The sequence below is a fragment of the Streptomyces sp. KM273126 genome (assembly GCF_004337435.2).
Taxonomy (GTDB): Bacteria; Actinomycetota; Actinomycetes; order Streptomycetales; family Streptomycetaceae; genus Streptomyces; species Streptomyces acidicola.
On sequence record NZ_SJXB02000001.1, the window covers coordinates 2,899,382 to 2,915,366 of the forward strand.

At 71.4% G+C, this 15,985-nt stretch carries 9 protein-coding genes and 1 pseudogene; 5 read left to right on the forward strand and 5 right to left on the reverse strand.

The window, feature by feature from the left end; all coding sequences use genetic code 11:
- Positions 1-332: 332 nt before the first annotated feature.
- Positions 333-2,263, forward strand: a pseudogene (locus tag E0500_RS12495) (AMP-dependent synthetase/ligase).
- A gap of 213 nt (positions 2,264-2,476) precedes the next feature.
- Here the strand turns inward: E0500_RS12495 and E0500_RS12500 are convergent.
- Entirely contained in the window at positions 2,477-2,866 is a 390-nt protein-coding gene (locus E0500_RS12500; RefSeq protein ID WP_181586975.1) for a hypothetical protein, read from the reverse strand.
- Positions 2,867-3,029: 163 nt separating this feature from the next.
- Between E0500_RS12500 and E0500_RS44950 the strand changes: the two genes are divergently transcribed.
- Entirely contained in the window at positions 3,030-7,706 is a 4,677-nt protein-coding gene (locus E0500_RS44950) for a cation-transporting P-type ATPase (RefSeq protein ID WP_131564386.1), read from the forward strand.
- Between the two features lie 368 nt (positions 7,707-8,074).
- Here E0500_RS44950 and E0500_RS12510 read toward each other — a convergent pair whose 3' ends face one another.
- Positions 8,075-9,433: an MFS transporter gene (locus E0500_RS12510; protein ID WP_399119046.1), complete on the reverse strand. Its 1,359-nt coding sequence runs from the start codon at positions 9,431-9,433 to the stop codon at positions 8,075-8,077.
- A 395-nt stretch (positions 9,434-9,828) separates the two neighbouring features.
- On the opposite strand from E0500_RS12510, the gene E0500_RS12515 reads away from it, so the two are divergent.
- Positions 9,829-10,797, forward strand: a complete 969-nt coding sequence (locus tag E0500_RS12515; RefSeq protein ID WP_131564382.1) for a helix-turn-helix transcriptional regulator — start codon at positions 9,829-9,831, stop codon at positions 10,795-10,797.
- Between the two features lie 205 nt (positions 10,798-11,002).
- Here the strand turns inward: E0500_RS12515 and E0500_RS12520 are convergent, their stop codons facing one another.
- Complete coding sequence (locus tag E0500_RS12520; protein WP_258572755.1) at positions 11,003-11,908, reverse strand: calcium-binding protein; 906 nt, start codon at positions 11,906-11,908, stop codon at positions 11,003-11,005.
- A gap of 435 nt (positions 11,909-12,343) precedes the next feature.
- On the opposite strand from E0500_RS12520, the gene E0500_RS12525 reads away from it, so the two are divergent.
- Positions 12,344-13,225, forward strand: coding sequence for an alpha/beta fold hydrolase (locus E0500_RS12525; RefSeq protein WP_131564378.1), 882 nt, complete (start codon positions 12,344-12,346; stop codon positions 13,223-13,225).
- A 48-nt stretch (positions 13,226-13,273) separates the two neighbouring features.
- Here E0500_RS12525 and E0500_RS12530 read toward each other — a convergent pair whose 3' ends face one another.
- Positions 13,274-13,744, reverse strand: a complete 471-nt coding sequence (locus E0500_RS12530) for a GNAT family N-acetyltransferase (RefSeq protein WP_131564376.1) — start codon at positions 13,742-13,744, stop codon at positions 13,274-13,276.
- Positions 13,745-14,120: 376 nt separating this feature from the next.
- Here E0500_RS12530 and E0500_RS12535 point away from each other — a divergent pair, with 376 nt between their 5' ends.
- On the forward strand, positions 14,121-15,020 hold the full coding sequence (locus E0500_RS12535) for an aminoglycoside phosphotransferase family protein (protein WP_258572756.1): 900 nt from the start codon (positions 14,121-14,123) through the stop codon (positions 15,018-15,020).
- Between the two features lie 282 nt (positions 15,021-15,302).
- Here E0500_RS12535 and E0500_RS12540 read toward each other — a convergent pair whose 3' ends face one another.
- Positions 15,303-15,881 (reverse strand): TetR/AcrR family transcriptional regulator, encoded by a 579-nt coding sequence (locus tag E0500_RS12540; RefSeq protein WP_131564372.1) that lies wholly within the window; start codon positions 15,879-15,881, stop codon positions 15,303-15,305.
- Between the last annotated feature and the right edge of the window lie 104 nt (positions 15,882-15,985).

Consider the following 15,985-nt stretch of genomic DNA (forward strand, 5'->3'; position numbering starts at 1 on the left):
CGGGTGGAGTGGGCGTCGAGATGGGTTCGGTGCGGGCCCGCTCTTGGGTGGGGGTGCCCGTGGTGGTCGCGCGGTGAACATGAAAAAGTTTCACGATACGCCTTGCCCGGGTGTGACCCCTCGACGGGGCCCTGATCCCGCACATCTCCGGCGCCGGAGCATCTCCGAACCGGCACAGACCCATCACGAGCGCGCCGTACGATCCGGTTGCTGACCGGTGATGATCCTCTGCCCCAACTGTGGGAGCCCCGTGGCTGAACGCCCCGGTGCGTGAGGCGCGTACTACGTCATGCGGCAGAGCAACGCGTCGCAGAACGTCCCAGGAGTCGCTCGTGTCCCTCATACAACCGTCCTCCCGCACGCCGGTCTCCGCCAGCGCGTACGAATCCGCGCCGCTGCTGGTGGAGCCCGAGGTCCGCCGGCTGGACGGGGTGGCGCGAGAGGTGTCCGTGCCGCCACTGGTCGCCCCGGTGACGTACGGGTCGCTCGCCGACCTGCCGTTCGACAACGCCGAGAGCGCACCCCATGACATCGTCCTCAGCCGCCGGGCCGAGGCGGGCCGCTGGACGAATGTGACGGCCGCCGAGTTCGCGGAGCAGGTGCTGGCGCTGGCGAAGGGGCTGATCGCCGAGGGGCTGACGCCGGGCGACCGGATCGCCGTCATGGCGCGTACGAGGTACGAGTGGACGCTCCTGGACTTCGCCGCGTGGGCGGCCGGTCTGGTGACGGTCCCCGTCTACCCGACCTCCTCCGTCTTCCAGACCCGCTGGATCCTCCAGGACACCGGCGCGGTGGCGCTCGTCACGGAGACCGCGGCGCAGGCCGCCGCGCTGGGACCGGAGCGCCAGCGCATCCCCGACCTGCGGCACGTGTGGGTCATGGAGAAGGGGCACCTGGAGCAACTGGCCGGGAGCGGCGCGCACGTACCGGACCACGAAGTCACCGTACGGCGTGGGGTGCTGGGGCCCGACACGCTCGCCACCGTCGTCTACACCTCGGGCACGACCGGCCGCCCCAGGGGCTGTGCCCTGACGCACGGGAACTTCTTCGCGGAGGTCGACAACGCGATCGAGCTCCTCTACCCGGTCTTCCGGGCGCGGACGAAGGAGGAGGCGTCGGTTCTCCTCTTCCTTCCCATGTCGCACGTCTTCGGCCGCATGGTCGCCATCGCGTGCATACGGGCGCGGGTACGGCTCGGGCACGCGCCGAGCCTGAAGTCGGATGACCTGCTGGCCGATCTGGGGAGCTTCCGGCCGACCTGCCTGCTGGCCATCCCGTACATGCTGGAGAAGGTCTTCAACGTGGCCCGCGCGAAGGCGGAAGTGGGGCGCCGGGTGTCGACGTTCGACCGGGCCGTGAGCGTGGCCCGGCGGTACGGCGACGCCCTGGAGGCGGGCCGGGCCGGTACCGGCCCCGGGCCCGGCCGGGCGCTGAAGGCGGCCCGGACCTTCTACGACCCGCTCGTCTACCGCCGTATCCGCAACGCCATGGGCGGCAGGGTCCGTTACATGATCTGCGGCGGCTCCCCGCTGGGCCGCCCCCTGGCCTCCTTCTTCGCCGGGGCGGGCATCGAGATCTACGAGGGCTACGGCCTCACGGAGACGACGGGCGCGGCCACGGTCACTCCCCCGCTCAAACCCCGTACGGGAACGGTGGGCTGGCCCCTCCCCGGGGTCAGGGTCCGGATAGCCGTGGACGGTGAGATTCTGCTGGCGGGCGGTCCGGTGCTGCGCGGCTACTGGGACCCCCGGGCCGGCGGAGTGTCCCCGGCCACCAACGAGGGCTGGCTCGCGACCGGTGACCTCGGTTCCCTGGACGACGAGGGCTACCTCACCATCACCGGCCGCAAGAAGGAGATGCTCATCACGGCGGGTGGCAAGAGCGTCGCCCCCGCCCCCTGGAGAACTGGCTCAGGGCCCACCCCCTGATCTCCCAGTGCATGGTCCTCGGTGACCGCCGCCCCTACATCGCGGCCCTCATCACCCTCGACCCCGAAGGCCTCAACCACTGGCGCCGTATGAACGGCAAGCACACCGTGCCGCCCGAACTCGTCCTCTCCGACCCCGAGTTGCTCTCTGTCCTCCAGCGCGCCGTCGACGAGGCCAACAAGCTCGTCTCCCGCCCGGAGTCCATCCGCAAGTTCGCCGTCGTGGGCCGCGACTTCACGGAGGACGACGGACACCTGACCCCGTCGATGAAGCTGCGCCGCGCGGCCGTCGAACAGGACTTCGCGGACGAGATCGAGGGGCTGTACGCGAAGTAGACGGAGGGGTTGGGGCCTGGGTGCAGGTGGGCGCCCGGCGGGCGTGAGGTCGTGCGACTCGGTGCGAACGGGGCGTGTGCGTACCGTCGATGACGCTCGGCCGCATCGGTACGCAGAAAGTCGCTGCGCAGAAAGTCGGTGCGTAGAAGTCGGTGCGCATAAATGGCGCCCGGCAGCGCTCTCGCCGCCGTGCGCCAGTGGGGGAAGGCTGTGTCAGGCAACGCTCTTCTTGGCCGAGCTGCGTTCCCTGGTGGCGTTCTTCGCCTCTCGTGCCTCGACTTCCTCTTCCTTCGCTTCCTTTCCCTTTCCTCTGCTGCGCACGAGCCACGTCGCTCCGCCGACGGCGAGGGCGACCGGCCACTCCAGGGCGCCCACCACGGCCAGCGCGCCGAGGCCTCCGTAGAACACGACGTCCCTGCCCGACGGCCTGCCCGGCAGTCGTGACGTCGCCGATTCGGCGGTGCTTCGCACGTCGTCCCTGGTGATGTAGGGAATCGGTACCGGCGGATGCAGCGTGCGCGTGTGCAGGTGCAGTCCCGCACCCTCGTGCGCCCGCGTCTCGACCGCCTTGTCCTCGCGTGTGGTCTCCGCTGTCCTGGCCATCCCTGTCCTCCTCTCCGGATCGGTCGGGTGGATGTACTGACCCATTCAATTCTCGCGCGTCTTCGGACCGTTTTCCCTCTTTTATGTGATTTGCCTGATTGAAGCCTGGATGTCCGGCTACCCGTGCACTCGGGCAAGTGGACGGGAAGATGGGTGAGGCGCTGTGGCGATACCGGCGATACTGGCGGTACGAGGGCTGGGAGAGCTGCGGGCCGCCGTGTCCTCTGCGGCGGGTGCGGCGCAGGACGTGCCCGCAGCGCGTGTCCGGCGCGTCGACGGGCGCGCGCACGTCGCCGTGCGGGGACTGCGCGAGGGGCATCTGCCCGACTCCGCCGCGGCTCGGCTGGCCGACGAGGTCGAGCGGCGGCTCGCCGCCGTGCCCGGCGTGGACTGGGCCGTGGCCAACGCCGTGCTCGGGCACGTCGTCGTGGCCACCGAGGGCCCGCCCGACGCCGAGGAGATCGTGGCGGCGCTGGCAGACGTGGTCGAGGAGGTGGAGCGGGAGCACCGGGTCGATGCGCCGCTGCCCGACCATCCGCTCTCCGGCGGGAAGGCCCGGCGCTCGCGCCTCGCCCTGGCCCTGCATGTGGCCGCGGCACCCGTGGCCGCAGCAGTCGGCCTGACCCGTCGCGCCCCCCTTCCCCCCGCATTCGCGGCACTCGTCCCGATCGTGGACACGCAGCCCCGGCTTCGGCGTCTCGTGGAGCAGGCGGTCGGCCCTGGTAACGCCAGGCTGCTGCTGGCCGCGCTGACGGCGGTGGGCCACGCGGCCTCCGGCGGTGTCCTCGGCAGCGGCGTGGACGCCGTCCGCCATGCCCTGCACCTGATGGAGGCGAACGCGGAGGACGCCGCCTGGTCCGCGGCGATGCCCCACCTCACGAGCGACGCGCGGCGGGCCGGGGCCCGGGGCGGGGGCCACGAGGCGCCGCCCCGTAAGACGCCGCTGAAGTCCGGGCCCGTCGAGCACTACGCCGACCGGGCACCCGCCGTGGCGGCGGCGTCCTTCGCCGGATCGTTCCTGGTCACCCGGCGCTCCGGACGGGCCGGCGCCGCGGCGCTGGCGGCCGTTCCCAAGGCGCCGCTCCTGGCCCGCGACGGCTTCGCCTGCGTCCTCGGCCGGGGCCTGGCCCACAGGGGCGTCCTGGTGGCCGATCCCGACGCCCTGCGCAGGCTGGACCGGATCGGCACCGTACTCCTCGACACCGACGCCCTGGCCACCGGATCGCATCTGCTGGCCGACCTGGTCGCCCTCGACGAGGACGCCCCGGTGGGCGAACTCGCCGCGACGGCCCACCGCCTCTTCGACGGCACCGAACCCGAGAGCCCACGGCGCGACGGCGCCTGGGAACTGGGACCCGTCGAGCGGCTGACCCTGCACGGACGCACCGGGGCGCGGGCCCAGGAACGGCTGCGGCGCGAGGGCGCACGATTCGTGCTGGGGCTCGCGCACGAGCGGCGTCTGATGGCCGTGATCAGCGTCGTGCCGGAGATGCACGACACCGCGAGCGCCTTCGTCCCCGCCGCTCACGCGGCCGGCCTCACCGTCGTGGCCGCGGGCGCGCACACCGCCGACGCGGCCGTACGCGAGGCCGATGACCTGCTGGACGGAGGCAAACGGCTGTCCTACGCGGTACGGCGCCTCCAGCGTGACGGCGAGGGCGTGCTGGTGATCTCCCGGAACCGGTCCGCGCTCGGGGCCGCCGACGTGGGCGTCGGCATCGCGGGCCCGCACGGAGTTCCACCCTGGGGCGCGGACCTGTACGTGGGCTCCGATCCGGCGGCCGCCGTCGTGATCGTGGAGGCCTGCCGTTCCGCGCGGGAGGCCGCACAGCGGGGTGTACGGCTCGCCCAGGCGTCCGCCGTCGTCGGCGCGACGGCCGCGCTGGCCGGCCGCGGACGGCATCCGGCGGCCCGCAGTGTGGCCTCGTACAACGCGGCGGGCGGCCTGGGGACCGCCATCGGTGCCTGGACGGCCGTATGGCTGCTCCGGCGCCCGCTGCCCCTGCCCGCCTCCCACCATCCCTGGCACGCGATGGACCCGGCCACGGTGCTCGCGCGGGCCGGCGGCCACGACGAGGGGCTCACGGACGAGGAGGTGCGGGAGCGGGCCACCGTCGACGGCGAGAAGGCCCCGGCGTCGTCGCTCGGCCGGGCCTACGTGACCGAGATGGCCAACCCGCTCACGCCGGTCCTCGGCGTCGGGGCGGCCATGTCGGCGACCGTGGGCGCCGTCCTCGACTCCGTGATCATCATGGCGGTCACCGCCCTGTCCGGCCTCATCGGCGGCTTCCAGCGCTACCGGACCGACCGGGCGGTGGCCCGGCTGCGGCGCGAGGCCGCGGTGACGGCCAAGGTCGTCCGGGACGGGCAGGAGACCACCGCCTCCGCCGAGGACCTGGCCGTGGGCGACGTGGTGAACCTGAGCGCCGGCGACGTGGTGCCGGCCGACTGCCGTCTGCTGGAGTCGCACCACCTGGAGGCCGACGAGTCGGCGCTGACGGGGGAGTCGCTGCCGGTGGCCAAGGGCGTCGCGCCCGTGCTGGCGTCGGACCTCGCGGATCGTACGTCCATGGTGTACGAGGGCACGACCGTGGCGGCCGGCACCGGCCGGGCGGTCGTCGTCGCCACGGGCTCGGCCAGCGAGGCGGGCCGGGCCGCCCTGGCCGGACGGGGCGCCGCCCCCAGCGTCGGCGTGGAGCGCAGGCTGGCCCGGATCACCCGTACGACCCTGCCGGTGGCCCTCGGATCCGCGGTGGCGGTGATGGCGGCGGGCATGCTGCGCGGGCGGCCCACCCGGGACACCGTCGGCGCCGGCGTGGGGCTGGCCGTGGCCAGCGTGCCCGAAGGGCTGCCGTTCCTCGTCTCGGCGGCCCAACTCGCCTCCGCCAGAAGGCTCTCGGCCCGTGGCGCCCTGGTCCGTGACCCCCGGACCGTCGAGGCGGCCGGCCGCACCGACGTGCTGTGCTTCGACAAGACCGGCACCCTCACCCACGGGCGGATCTCCCTGGTCGCCGTCGCGGCCGACGGCGACAGCCGGCCCCTCGGCTCGCTCGGGGACGAACAGCGCGCCGTCCTCGGCGCGGCCCTGCGGGCGACACCACGCCCGCACGGCGACAGGGGGTTCGAGCACGCCACGGACGGCGCGGTCACCGAGGGCGCCCGGGAAGCGGGAGTGGCACGGACGGCGGCCGCGCCCGGCTGGCGGCGCACCTCCAGCCTGCCGTTCGAGCCGAGCCGCGGCTTCCACGCGACGCGCGGCCGCAGCGGCGAGAGCCTGATCCTCTCGGTGAAGGGAGCACCCGAGGAGGTCGTCGACCGCTGCGTCACCCGCGGTGGCCGCCCCCTGGACGAGGAGAGCCGCAGGGCCATCCTCGCGACGGGCGAGAGACTGGCGGCGGAGGGCCACCGCGTCCTCGCCGTCGCCGAACGCCGCGGCGCCACCGACGGCAGGCTCACCGACGACGCGGTCACCGGCCTCGGCTTCCTCGGCTTCCTCGCCTTCGCCGACCGGGTACGCCCCACCGCGGCCGACGCGGTACGCCGGCTCGCCGACGCCGGGGTGCACATCGTGATGATCACCGGAGACCATCCGGGCACCGCCGAGTCCATGGCCCGCGAACTCGGCGTCCTGGACGGCCGGCGGGTGGTGACCGGCGCCGAACTCGACGAGCTGGACGAGCACGCCCTCGACGCCCTGCTGCCGGAGATCGGTGTCGTCGCCCGCGGCACCCCCGTCCACAAGGTCCACGTCGTGCAGGCCTTCCAACGCCTGGGCCGTACCGTCGCGATGACCGGCGACGGCGCCAACGACGCACCCGCCATCCGCCTCGCGGACGTCGGCATCGCGTTCGGCACACGCGCCACACCGGCCGCACGCGCCGCCGCCGACCTCGTCGTGACGGACGACCGCCTGGAGACCGTGCTGGCCGCCCTGGTCGAGGGCCGCGCCATGTGGGCCTCCGTACGGCAGGCCCTGGCGATCCTCGTCGGCGGCAACTTCGGCGAGATCGCCTTCACCCTCCTCGGCGCCGTGGCCACCGGAACCTCCCCACTGACGGCCCGTCAACTCCTCCTGGTCAACCTCTTCACCGACCTCGCCCCCGCCATCGCCGTGGCGCTGCGCCCACCCCACCCCGAAGCGGCCGAACGCATGCTCCACGAAGGGCCGGAGTCCTCGCTCGGTGAGGCCCTCGCCGAGGAGACCGTGACCCGCGCGGTGGCCACCACCTTCGGCGCGACGGCGGCCTGGCTCCCCGCCCGGCTCACCGGCCGCCCCGTGCGCGCCCGCACCATCGCCCTGGTCGCCCTCGTCGGCGCCCAACTCGGCCAGACCCTGCTGGCCGGCGGCACGAGCCGAGCGATCGTCGTCTCCTCCCTCGGCTCCCTGGCGGCCCTGGCAGCCGTCGTCCAGACCCCCGTCCTCAGCCAGTTCTTCGGCTGCACACCGCTGGGCCCGGTGGCCTGGACCATCGCACTCTCCGCGGCGACTGCGGCGACGCTGAGCTCGCTGTTCCTCCCGACGCTGATCGCAGGCGTCCGGACCGCGGGTGCGAAGGCGATTGCGGGCGCGACGGCGGGGGCGACCGGAGACTCGACTGCGGGCCCGGGTACGGCTGCTACCGGCCCGGGTACGGCTGCTACGGGCCCGGGTGTGGCTGCTACGGCTCCGGGGGCATCGCAGGCGCAGGGCCGCCCTGCATCGCAGGGACACCGTGAAGGGCCGCCGCCGACGGCGCCGCGCTCATGGGGTGCGCGCGGCGCCGACCTGCTCGATCATGCGCTGGCCCAGGGAAGCAACATGCTCGCCCTCCGGACCGGAATCGGGATACCGCCCGGCTGAACCGGCGAGCCTCCCTTCGCGGGCCCTGGGCGCAACCGTGGCCGTCGGCGTGAGAGCAACGGCGTTTGTGACCTCACAGTTCCCCTGACGCCTCCTCTGACGCCGCAGCGCGGGTGGTGGCGGCCCGGGAGACGAGCGCAAGCAGTCGCCCTCACAGAGACGTCCCCGGCAACGGCGGAGACCAGCAGACCCTCGCCGAGATCCTTGCCGGGCCTTCGGCAGGGCGGGGTACGCCGGCCATGTGCGCATCACCGCGGGTGGCATCAGCGGCGTCGGCCCCCCGACCGGGCCTCCTCGCACTGCCGGTCGTCGAGGCGCCGGCGGTGGAATGCCGTCGGTCCCCGACCGGCGGCCCGTACCGTCCACCGTCACCGCATACTCGACCGGGCACCGGGCAGGAACAGGGCGCTGGTGAGGGTGCCGAGGAGCACGATGGCGGCGTTCACCGCGATCGCGACCTTCAGACCGCCGAGGACGGCCGAGGCTCCGGTGCCGGTCATGGCGGCGGTGGCGACGGCGCTCATGATCGGCGTGCCCATGGTGATGCCGATCTGCTGGGTCATCGTGGCGAGGCCGGTGGCCAGGCCCTGCTCGTGGTCGGCGAGCCCCGAGGTGGCGGTGACCATGAAGCCCACGATGACGAGCATGTTGCCGACACCACCGGCGAAGGTGCCGACCAGCAACAGCCACATCCACGACCGGCCGTCGCCCAGGCCGAGCAGGGCCGCGGTGAACACGGTCTGCAGGACGCCGCCGACGATCAGGGTCTGCTTGCTGCCGATCTTCCCGATGACCTTCGGGGCCGTTGAGCCACCCACGACGGTTCCCATGCCGAGCACGCCGAAGGACAGGCCGGCGGCGAGCGGGGAGAAGCCGAGCACTTCCTGGAGGTAGAGGGTCAGCAGGAACACCAGCGAGGTCTCGGTCAGGAACGCGATCAGACCGGCGACGTTGCCCCAGGCCACCGACCGCTTGCCGAGTACACCGAGCGGCACCAGCGGCGCGGACACCTTGCGCTCGACGGCGCAGAACACCAGCAGGAGCGCCACGCCCACCGCCAGGGGCAACAGGGCGTCCGCCGAGCCCCAGCCCCGCTCGCCCGCCTGAGTGAGCCCGAAGACGATGGCCAGCAGGCCGAGCGTGACGCTGACGGCACCGGGCACGTCCAGCTTGGGACGCTCGTCGGGCCGGGACTCCTTGATGACCGTCGGGGCCACGAGCAGCACGGCGAGGGCGACGGGTACGTTGATGAAGAAGGCCCAGCGCCACGACAGCAGGTCGGTCAGCAGGCCCCCGAGGATGGCGCCGGTGGTGAACCCGGCCGACATCAGCGCCCCGTTGAGGCCGAGCGCCTTCTGGCGCAGAGGGCCCTCCGGGAATGAGGTGGTCAGCAACGACAGCCCGGCCGGAGTCACGGCGGCGGTGGCCAGGCCCTGGAAGACCCGGGCCGCGATCAGCACCTCCGGGTTCTGCGCCAGGCCGCCCACGAGCGAGGCCGCTCCCAGGACGACGAGGCCGCCCAGGAACAGTCGGCGTCGGCCGAACAGGTCCCCGACCCGGCCGAAGAGCAGAGTGAAACCCGCGGCGCACAGCGCGAACGCGGTGGCGATCCACTGCAGGTGCGCCAGTGAGAAGCCCAGGCCCTCACCGATCACCGGCAGCGCCACGTTCAGGATCGAGAAGTCCACGGCCAGCATGAACTGGGCCGCGAGCAGAAGCACTAGCACCAGCCGCAGCCGGGGCGCGAGCGTGGCTGGTGCTGGTGCTGGTGCTGGTGCTGGTGCTGGTGCTGGTGCTGGTGCTGGTGCCGGTGCTGGTGCCGGTGCCGGGCCGACGGCGGTACCGGACGCAGTCCCGGCCGTCTCCGGATCAGTGACAGACATGACGTCGATTCCCTTTCCTCACCGTTCCTCGCGCGCGCCGCACGTTCGGTCGCGTCACGCGCGATTACGGAGAAAAGGCTTGTCGGCGCCGGGATCGCCAGCCAGATCCCTGCCTCGCGCAGCCGGCGCGAGGGTAGTCATCACAGGACCACCCTTACGGCCCCCGGCCATCGGGAGCGGCGGGCATCATGGGAGGGAGTGGCCACAGCCTGTCGCCGTGCGTCGACTTGGAGGCATGGATGGACGCCCCGTCCCAGCTGGGAGACTTCCTCAAGTCCCGGCGCGCCGCGCTGCGCCCCGAGGACGTCGGCATCACCCCGAACCTGACCCGCCGCCGCGTCACCGGGCTACGCCGCGAGGAGCTGGCGACGCTCGCCGGCGTCAGCATCACCCACTACACCCGCCTCGAACAGGGCCGCGCCACCGGCGCCTCCGACGGCGTGCTGGAGGCGATCGCGCGCACCCTGCGCCTCACCGACGACGAGACGGCCCACCTGAAGGACCTCGCCCGCCCCACCACAGCGTCGTCCCGACGCGCTGCGCTCAGGGTGGAGCACGCCGGCGCATCGGCACGGCAGCTGCTGGCGGCCATGACCGACGTACCGGCCCTCGCCCTGGACCGGCGCAACGACGTCCTCGCATGGAACCAGCTGGGTCACGCGCTGCTCGCCGGACATCTGGCGCCCAACGGCCCCGACATGCCTGCCGGTCGCCCCAACCTGACCCGAATGCTCTTTCTGGACGAGCAGTACCGGGCGTTGTACACGAACTGGAACGAGGAGGCCCAACTCGCCGTGGCCTCCCTGCGTCTGATCGCCGGACGCCACCCCGACGACCGATCCCTGGCCGAGCTCATCGGTCAACTCACCATGAACTGCGACGAGTTCGCCTCCCAATGGGCCCGGCACCCGGTGCGCACCTGCACCTCCGGAGTGAAGCGCCTGCGTCATCCGCTGGTCGGCGCGATGGACCTCAGCTTCGAGAACCTCGTCATCCCCGGCACCTCGGGCCAGCGCCTGATCGCCTACACCGCCGAGCCCGGCTCGCCGTCGGAGGCGGCACTGCGGCTCCTGGGCAGCGCGACTGCTCCGGCAGCGGGGGAGCACGTGACGGCGGATTCCACTCCACCACTGAGGTGCCCCGTCGTCGGAGAACCCGCCACCGACGAGCTCCCGTCCGCTGCCGTGGGCCCCACGCTCACGAGGTGAGCACGGCGACGACCCGCTCGGTCATGTGCTGGTCCGAGGACAGCGGAGTCGGGGTGTACGACAGCACGAACGGCGAGCGCCGGTCACGAGTGGAGAACACCCGGGTGCGAGATCACCCCGATACGTCCCCGAACCGGACCCCTACGCGGAACCGGGGAACTGTGCGAGTGAACGGCCAGTTCCCCGGGCGCGGGAGGCGGCGGCGTCAGTCCTGGCGGACGATGTTCGTGCCCGGGCCGCCGGAGAGCGTGTCCTGGCCGGGGCCGCCGTACAGCTCGTCGTCGCCGCTGTTTCCGTAGATCGTGTCGTTGCCGCTGTTGCCGTAGAGGATGTCGTTGCCCGTGCCGCCGTACAGGAAGTCGTCGCCCTTGCCGCCGTACAGGTAGTCGTTGCCGTCCTCGCCGTAGATCTCGTCGTCGCCGTCGCCGCCGGACAGGCTCTGCCGGTCCGCGCCGCCGCGGATCACGTCGTCGCCCGCGCCGCCGTCGACGGCGGCCTCCTCACCGTTGGAGTAGATCGTGTCGTTGCCGTCGCCGCCCTGCGCGATGGTCCCCTCGCCCGCGTGGATGGTGTCGTTGCCGCCCCCGCCGCGCACCACTGTGACCGCGTCCACCGTGAGGGTGTCGTCGCCCTCGCCGCCGTTGACATCGTTGCCCTGGACGCCGGGGGTCTCGGTCAGGGTGTCCTTGCCGGCGTCCAGGTCGATCGAGGCGAAGTAGTAGGCCTGGTCGGTGTTGTTGGTGTAGGTGACGGTGTCGTCGCCGTCCCCGAGAACCATGCGCAGGGTGGCGTACGGGTCCTGGCTCTCCAGGGTGGTGACCTCGCAGGAGACCTTCGTGTTGTCCGCGCTGTCGGGGTAGGCGCAGCCGCTGCCCGCGGTGATCGGGACGACGTCGTCGATGACGTAGGTGATGGTCTCCAGGCCGCTGCTCTTCGACGCGGTGACGGTCACCTTGTTGGTCTGCCCGGAGGCGGCCGTATAGACGACCTGCTTGCCGTTCAGCTCGGCGGTGGCCGACGACGTCGCGGCACCGGCAGAACCGGCCAGCAGCAGCGGGGCGGCCAGCCCCGCACCGAGAGTCAGCGCCAGCGCCGACGTAACCCGCGGCATCCGGCGACCGACGAGACGTAAGGGGCGAGAGGGCATTGCATAACCTCCGTGATGCGTATGTGGTTTGACGCAACGTGAGACGGCTGGGGTATGCACTTGGTTGTCCGACCTCTCGCGCGGGAAAACGGCGGCGGTGATTGCGGCGGTGATTGCGGCGGAGCGCGGAAATATCGACTGACCAGCGACGATCGACCGAGTGAGGGCACGCCAATTCAAAAGCCCGTCAGACGCAATTCAACTTGAATTCACGTTCCACGAGAGGTGAGGAAACCGGATTTCCCCCGCTTCCCGCTGAGACGGCCCGAGTGGCTACCTTTCCCTGCCCACCGTTCGAGCCCCTCCAGGTCTCGCCGACCCCGCCCCGGAGGACGTGAAGGTCAGGCGCCGCCGATAATCCGGGTGCGCTCAGATGGCGGATACTGAGAAGCTCCCGGCATGCCAATGATCGAGGTCTCGCCCGGAGTGTCCATCGCGTACGAGACCTTCGGTGACCCCTCTGACACACCTGTCCTGCTCGTGATGGGTCTCGGCGCTCAGATGATCGCCTGGCACGAGGATTTCTGCCGTGCACTCGCCGAGCGTGGCCGCTACGTGATCCGGTACGACAACCGCGACTGCGGGCTGTCCACCAAGTTCGATGATCAGCCCGTGGACACGGGCCGGCTCATCACCGCTGTGAGCTCGGGAGACATTCCGTCCGCCCTCGCGATGGTCCCCTACACGCTTCAGGACATGGCCGATGACGGCCTCGACCTGCTCACGGCGCTCGGAATCGAACGAGCTCACGTGGTCGGATCCTCGATGGGCGGAATGATCGCCCAGACGATGGCCATCACCCAGCCGGCGCGGCTGCTGACCCTGACGACGATGATGTCCTCGACCGGCGAACCCGAATACGGCCGGTCCAGTGCCGAAGCCCAGGCGGTGGTCTCCAGCCTCAAGCCGGCAGACCGCGAGGGATACGTCGCGGCGGCGGAGAGGGAACTGGTGTGGGCCTCCAAGCGCTACGGCGACCCCGCAGTCCTTCGTGAGCTGGCTGCCAACAGTTACGACCGCGCGTACTACCCAGCCGGAGTCGGGCGTCAGCTTGGAGCGATGATCCTCGGCGGTTCACGCGCAGATGCGCTCCGGCAGCTTCGGGTGCCGACTCTGGTGATCCATGGCCTGGACGACACGCTGATCGACCCCAGTGGTGGTAAACGCACCGCAGATCTCGTGCCTGGAGCGAAGCTCCTGTTGATCCCCGGAATGGGGCACGACCGCCCCCGCGAGCTCTGGCCCGAGATCAACGACGCCGTCGAGGCGCACACCGGCTGAGGGTTACTCACCCCTGCGCCGCCAGGTAGACGCGCGTGACGGGCCGCCTCACGATGCCGCCGCGTAACAGTGGATGGAGACCAGCTGGGACGGGCTCCAGCGTTGCTCGACCGTGGCCATCAACTCCCAGCCCAGCCGTTCGTACAGGGCTGCCGCGGCGGTATCGGACGCCACGACGTCGAGCACCGGATGCACGCCACGACGTCGTGCTTCCTCCACGGCCCGGCCGATCAGCAGCGCACCGACCCCGTGCCCCCTGGCCTGCGGGGCGACGAACAGTCGGCTGACCACCGCGGTCAGGTCCTTGCTCGTGCCGCTCCGCTCGCTCCACAAGCCGGGGGCCAGGTCTCCTTCGCCGCTGTGGGACAAGCTGACATGGCCGACGACACGGCCGCCGAGTTCAGCGACCCAGGCTCCCAGTGCAGGAGCCGCAGAAGCCTGCGACAGCCACTCATCAGGTCGGTCAGGCCAGTTCACCGGGTACCCGTCGCATCGGTGGACCTCCGCGAGAACCTGCACGCACCTCTCGACATCGCCACCAGTCCTTCGCCGGACCCAGGGGCCTGACCTCTCCACGGCAGCGCCGAAGTTCTCGATGTTCACTGCGGCATGGAAACACAGGCCACAGAGTCATGACCAGCCACTTTCCACGCACGCCCTGGGCCGGCCTGAGACTCGCCGCCCTTCGGGGCGATCACGTCGAGGAGGGGGGAAGGCGTCGGCGACCTGTGCTGCCTCAGATCGCTTGAGGCGTTGACGCCTCGCCTGGATAGCGCTCTCTCGCAGAATGATCGTCATCCGCTGAAGACGGAGGGAGGCCACGATGACAGGCAATCGCGACCAACATAACGTCGCGCCAGGTTTGGTCATGCCCGAGGCCACAGGTGGCCGAAGGATGGCCTGGGCGGCGCTGCCTCGGGAGGTGACGGCTCGGATCGAGCAGATGCTGGGCAGCCCGGTTGCCGGCGCGTCCAGCCAGCCAGGCGGCTTTTCCGAAGGCGTGGCCGCGCGAGTGCACTTGGTGAACGGCAAGCGTGCGTTCATCAAGGCAGCGAGCTCGCTGGTGGCGCCGGCAGTAGCGGACTTCCACCGCCGGGAGACCGCGGTCTCGCAGCGGCTCCCCGCGGGAGCGCCGACACCGCGGTTGCTTGATGCGTATGACGACGGTACCTGGGTGATGCTGGCCTTCGAGGACGTCCCTGGACGTCTGCCCGCCCAGCCGTGGCAGCCTGACGAACTCGACAGGGTGCTCGCGGCAGTCACCGACATGACCGAGGTCCTGACGCCGTCGCCCGTGGACGACGCGATCTTGGGCGAGCCGCGCCTCGGAGGGTGGCTGGACGTAGCTGCGGATGCCGCCGTCAGGGCCAAGGTGGAGGAGTTGTCGCCGTGGGCGGCCCACCGTTTCGACGACCTCGTCGCCCTGGAACAGAACGCCTCCCTCGTCGGCAGCACCCTCCTGCACGGAGATCTGTACCCGTTCAACATCATGCTGACCGCGGACCGTGTCTTCGTCGTCGACTGGCCGCATGCCTGGATCGGACCCCGGCACTGCGATGTGGTCACACTGCTGTCGAGCGCGTGGCTCAGCGGCCTGGATCCGCAGCCGATCGCAGACCGTCAACCCCTGATCCGTGACCTTGATCCCGTCCGCGTCAACGAAGTGCTGGCACTGCAGGCGGGATTCCTCCTGAGAATGGCCGCCGTGGCCGGACCGGCCGCCGATCGCAAGCTCGTGGCCATGGCGACCGCCCTGGGCCTTGCCTCGCTGCGCTGGCTGGGACAGCGGGTGTGAAGCGGCGTGTGCTGCCTCCTCGGACCTTCCGCTCCAGCCAGCACTGCCATCCGCCACCCCCGGCATGCTCGACCTGCACGCTCGGTTGCCCAGGGCCAATCCGGGTCTGCGGTGGAATCCATCGGGTGATTGGCAGGTTTGGGCCGGCATCAACCCCTTCAGAGGCGTCCCGGGCCGGCCCAAACCTGCCAATCACCTTCCTTGGTAGGTAGTCGCGGCCCCATCGCGGTGGCCGGCGCGCCGCTCAAGTTCGAAGACGCCGTAGTCCTGGGGCCCAGTCGCCTACTCCGGCGTCACGATGCGCTCGACCGCTGCCGTCACCAGTTGTTCGCGCTCCGCCTCCGTGAAGACGTCCGGCAGGGTGAGCTGTTCGACGATCAGCCAGTTCAGGGTCAGGATGAGCAGCTTGACGGCCATGGCGTCGCCAGGGAGGCCGGAGGCCTCGTGGTAGGCGATGTTGGCGTCCACGTCGGCTCGGACCCGTTCGGTGAGAACCTTGCGCAGTTCGGGGCGGCGGGTGGCCTCCAGGCGGAGTTCGAGCAGCGCCAGGTAGCCGGTGCGGAAGGCGGCGACGCGGCCCACCAGTTCACGCATCAGCTCCGCGTAGGTCTCCCGGTCACGGCCCGCTGACCGCTGGCGGGCGATCGTGGCCTCGTCGGGCTGGAGCCGTTCGTAGACACGGGCGCCGGCCTGGGTGAGCAGGTCGTCGCGGCTGGCGAAGTAGTTCGACGCCGTGCCGACGGGTACGGCGGCCTCGGTGTCCACCGCCCGGAACGTCAGCCCTCGCGCGCCTTCCCTGGCCAGCACCTCGATCGCGGCGTCGACGAGCGCAGCACGCCGTTGGTCGTTCCGTCTCACCATTGACACCACTCCAGCTGTAGTACTACGTTCAAACCACTTCAGTCAGAGTACTTCATCGCCTGGGCGACGTGGGCGACGTGGGTGCCGACGACGCCGCGGGCCGG

Bases quoted from the DNA above. Each gene is read 5' to 3' on its own strand.
- E0500_RS12500 (WP_181586975.1), bottom strand. From the start codon at position 2,866: ATGGCCAGGACAGCGGAGACCACACGCGAGGACAAGGCGGTCGAGACG.
- E0500_RS12515 (WP_131564382.1), top strand. From the start codon at position 9,829: ATGGACGCCCCGTCCCAGCTGGGAGACTTCCTCAAGTCCCGGCGCGCC.
- E0500_RS12520 (WP_258572755.1), bottom strand. From the start codon at position 11,908: ATGCCGCGGGTTACGTCGGCGCTGGCGCTGACTCTCGGTGCGGGGCTG.
- E0500_RS12525 (WP_131564378.1), top strand. From the start codon at position 12,344: ATGCCAATGATCGAGGTCTCGCCCGGAGTGTCCATCGCGTACGAGACC.
- E0500_RS12535 (WP_258572756.1), top strand. From the start codon at position 14,121: ATGGCCTGGGCGGCGCTGCCTCGGGAGGTGACGGCTCGGATCGAGCAG.
- E0500_RS12540 (WP_131564372.1), bottom strand. From the start codon at position 15,881: ATGGTGAGACGGAACGACCAACGGCGTGCTGCGCTCGTCGACGCCGCG.